Annotated in this window: 2 protein-coding genes and 2 pseudogenes; 3 read left to right on the forward strand and 1 reads right to left on the reverse strand. The window is 65.5% G+C overall.

From position 1 onward, the window contains the following. The 3 genes and pseudogenes from Q8M88_RS05765 to chrA all read left to right on the forward strand — a co-directional run. Positions 1-137 (forward strand): annotated as a pseudogene (locus tag Q8M88_RS05765) (IS5/IS1182 family transposase); the annotation flags it as partial. A 451-nt stretch (positions 138-588) separates the two neighbouring features. After that, positions 589-1,884: a hypothetical protein gene (locus tag Q8M88_RS05770; RefSeq protein WP_305595291.1), complete on the forward strand. Its 1,296-nt coding sequence runs from the start codon at positions 589-591 to the stop codon at positions 1,882-1,884. 365 nt (positions 1,885-2,249) lie between these two features. Further along, positions 2,250-3,653, forward strand: a complete 1,404-nt coding sequence (gene chrA / locus Q8M88_RS05775; RefSeq protein ID WP_305595293.1) for a chromate efflux transporter — start codon at positions 2,250-2,252, stop codon at positions 3,651-3,653. A 16-nt stretch (positions 3,654-3,669) separates the two neighbouring features. On the opposite strand, the pseudogene Q8M88_RS05780 reads toward chrA, so the two are convergent. Beyond that, positions 3,670-3,892 (reverse strand): annotated as a pseudogene (locus tag Q8M88_RS05780) (SDR family NAD-dependent epimerase/dehydratase); the annotation flags it as partial.

Genomic DNA, 3,892 nt, shown 5'->3' on the forward strand with positions numbered 1-3,892 from the left:
TCGAGCGCTACTTCTGCAGCCTCAAGCAGTTCCGACGGGTCGCCACACGCTTCGAAAAGACCGCCAGGAACTTCCTCGCAGCCGTTGCACTCGCCTCAGCAAGGCTCTGGCTGCGAGCTATTGAGTCCACGCCCTAGGCGCCTGGCGCTCGGCTGCTCGGGGGCTCAACTGCGGGCCAGCGCGCGAACGCGAACACCCAAAGCCCGAACCAACCAACGAACGGAATGAGAAAAAGGACCGTCCACCAGGGACTCAGTCCAACCCTCTTCAGCACCCGTCCAATGGGAATGACCGTGCTCAGCGCAATCAAGACGACAGCCCAGTGCCAGATTGAGACTGTACCCATAACCCTCGCCCCTCCCAGGGACGTGACCAAGCTGGCTCGCGACTCGCGGCTTTCGGACCTGCAGGCGGAACTGCCCTCTGGGCCGGTCCAGTATCACAATACGATTCGACTCAAACACCATATGTTCTCGTTTTGTTCTTGACCATCTTCGCTGAGTGTGGCATCATTTTGAGTGTCGCTCTCGTGCTTGGTACAGGCGCCGATCGACCTAAAGCCACATGCCTAGGCTAGGGGGAGAAGGGATGGCTGAGACCTTGCGCGACCGCTTGCGTGATCTGGAGAACGAGAAGAACCGTTGGTTCCGAGAGCGAAACGAACAGGTCGCACGTCTCAAACAGGATGTGGAGGTCGCCGGCCGGGAGGCTTGGAATGCCGCCACCCGGGCGGGTGTTAATTTACTCGCGCGCACGCCTCAAGAACTTCAATACCTAAGCTCTCGCGTTCTCGATACAGCGAAGCGTGGGAATTCGAATAAACAACAACGGGTTGGACCAGCGAAGAACGCCGGCGGATCGGGGCCGTCGCCAAGTCAGGCGCCGATCGCGCCGCCGAAGCCCGCGCGCGTTCGATCTCCGCGTGACCTGCCTGAAGCTGTGATGCAGGCCGATGCGGCAGTTCGCGGAGCAGCAAACATGTTGACCTTCGGCGGAATGGATCACCTCGCTGCGGGTCTCGATGCTCTCATTCAGCCGGGCGGTCTGGACGGATGGCGGCAGCGCTATGACGCGAACATGGCTCTGGAAACAGCCCGCAACCACTACGATGCTTCGAACCGCGCTCTCGCTTTACGCGCTGGTCAGGTTGGCGGCGTGGCGAGCGGTCTTGGCCTAATCGGACCCATGCAAGGGGCGCTCGCCGCAGCGCCGCGTATTTTGGGCGCGGCTGCCCTGAGCGGTAGGGAAGCGATGGCGCTCGCCGGCGCCGGCGCCGGCATGGGGCTCGGCATACAGATGTCGTCAGACTTATTGGCTGGCGGCCGTCGCTCGTCGTGGGGCGACAATTTGGGAGCGGCGGTCGGAGGGGCGGCAGGAGCCGCGGCTTTCCCATTGGGACCGGCGCGCGCAGGCGCGGTGGGAGCGTCCGTCACGTCGGTTTCGCAAGACCTCTTCAATCGCCGGCCGATCTCGTTGGAAAGAGGGGGGAAGAGCGCACTTGCCGGCAACTTTGTCGGTGGCTTGGCCGGAGTCGGGGGCAGGGCGGTTTCAAACGCGTTGCCGACCGCAGCCAAAGGGCGGCTCGGCGAAACGCTCGGAGACGTCAGGAGCCGCGTGAACTTCCAGCCGAGGGAATGGAAGCCAAAATCCCGCGATCCCCTCCTGGAGGGCTACTGGTATCCGGACGGCAGGAGCGGCCGGGTACGGTTTGAAGACAAATTCGGGATTGGCGTGGAGCTGACACCTAATCAGCTCCGGGCGCAGGCCGAGCTAGGACCGGATTTCCAACTCTATCACTTCACTCCAGCGGACATAGGCAGTCTCATTGGCGCCCCGGCGGCGGCCACCGCTCCGCACCTAGTGGAGCGGCAACAGCAGCGGTGAACGGCGGTTCGTCGGGGCGCGCTCGACGCATCGCCCCGACAAGAGATGTCGTCAGCCACTCATTTTCTTGCGTAACTAACGTAAACGATACTAATTATATTGTAAAATCAGTCAACTAGAAGAATTGAGCGTGAGTAAAAACCTACTTCCCACGAGGAGTGCGGGTTCGAGCCCCGCCGTCCGCACCAGCGCCGGCATGGCGGCAGTGCGCCTGCCCACACCTAGCTTCGCGCAGCGGCTTGCCGGCCGGGCCGCTGGCGCGCTAATTCTCAGACACCGGGCCGACGCGGGTCGCCCGGCGTAGATGGTCCGCCGTCCAAGATCCGCTCCCATGCCCCGCCGCGTGAGCGGGCGCGAGGAGCATCATGGACGACATCCCCCCACAAAGCCCCGTTCGCCGTCCCGGCGTTTCCCTCGCAGAGGCGACGAAGGTCTGGGCTCGTGTGGCTGCGCTCAGCTTCGGCGGACCCGCCGGGCAGATCGCGGTGATGCACCGCATCCTCGTGGAGGAGAAGCGCTGGATCGGCGAACGTCGGTTCCTGCATGCGCTCAACTACTGCATGCTGCTGCCGGGCCCCGAGGCGCAGCAGCTCGCGATCTATATCGGCTGGCTGATGAACCGCACGGCGGGCGGGCTCGTGGCGGGCCTGCTGTTCGTCGCGCCCGGGTTCGTCGCCATCATGGCGCTGAGCCTGCTCTATGCCGCCTACGGGAGCGTCGGCCCGGTCAGCGCGATGTTCTTCGGCCTCAAGGCCGCGGTGCTGGTCATCGTCTTCGAGGCGGTGGTCCGCGTCGGCAGGCGTGCGCTCAAGAACCGCGTGATGGTGACGCTCGCGGCCTTGGCCTTCATCGGCATCTTCGTGTTCGGCGCGCCGTTCCCGCTGATCATCCTGGGGGCGGGGCTGATCGGGTACTTGGGCGGCAGGGCGGGCGTGGCGGCGTTCGACGTCGCGGACGGCCACGCTGCGAACGTCCCCGACGCCTATTCCGACGCGGCGTCCATCCTGGGCGAGGAGACCCCGGACCACGCCAAGCCAAACCTGCGCTGGTCGCTCACGGTCAGCATCATCCTGCTGGTGCTGTGGCTGGCCCCCGTCGTCGCCCTGGGCGTGACGCTCGGCTGGGCCAACACCTTCACCCAGATCGCCGTCTTCTTCAGCAAGATGGCGGTGGTCACCTTCGGCGGCGCCTACGCGGTCCTGGCCTATGTGGCGCAGGAGGCCGTGCGCACCTTCGGCTGGCTGCGACCTGGGGAGATGCTGGACGGCCTGGGGATGGCGGAGACCACGCCCGGTCCGCTGATCATCGTCACCCAGTTCGTGGGCTTCATGGGCGCGCTGCGTGGCGCCACCGGCCTTCCGCCGCTGCTCGCCGGGGCGCTGGGCGGCATCTTGACCACCTGGGTCACCTTCACGCCCTGCTTCCTCTGGATCTTCCTTGGCGCGCCCTTCGTGGAGGCGCTGCGTGGCGCGCGCGCGATCAATGCGGCGCTGTCGGCGATCACCGCAGCGGTCGTCGGGGTGATCCTGAACCTCGCGGTGTGGTTCGCCCTGCATGTACTGTTTCGCGAAGTGCGACCCGCCGCTGCTGCGGGCCTCGCCCTCGAAACCCCGGTCCTCTCTTCGCTGAACGTCGCCAGCCTCGTCCTGACGCTCGCGGCCGCCGTTGCTGTGTTTCGCTTCAAGGTCGGCGTCATATGCGTGCTGCTGGCGTGCGCCGCAGCCAGCGTCCTCTACCACCTGGCCATCGCCACGGCCTCGGGCGTCTGACCACGCCCGGCGGCTCCTACGTCAACTGCGCCAGACCCTGCGGCTTGGTCTTCAGCTCGCGCAGCAGGCCGTCGAAATATTCGATGGTCTTGCCCAGGCCCTCGCGAAGCTGGGCGGTCGGCGTCCAGTCCAGCACCTCCTGGGCGCGGGTGATGTCGGGCTTGCGCTGCTTGGGGTCGTCGACCGGCAGGGGCTCGAAGATCAGCTCGGAGGAACTGCCGGTCAGCTCCTTCACCATC

Origin of the sequence: Phenylobacterium sp., assembly GCF_030693805.1 — a bacterium.
GTDB lineage: Bacteria > Pseudomonadota > Alphaproteobacteria > Caulobacterales > Caulobacteraceae > Phenylobacterium.

Excerpts from the sequence above, each read along its gene's own strand:
- Q8M88_RS05770 (WP_305595291.1), top strand. The coding sequence starts at position 589 with ATGGCTGAGACCTTGCGCGACCGCTTGCGTGATCTGGAGAACGAGAAG.
- chrA (WP_305595293.1), top strand. The coding sequence starts at position 2,250 with ATGGACGACATCCCCCCACAAAGCCCCGTTCGCCGTCCCGGCGTTTCC.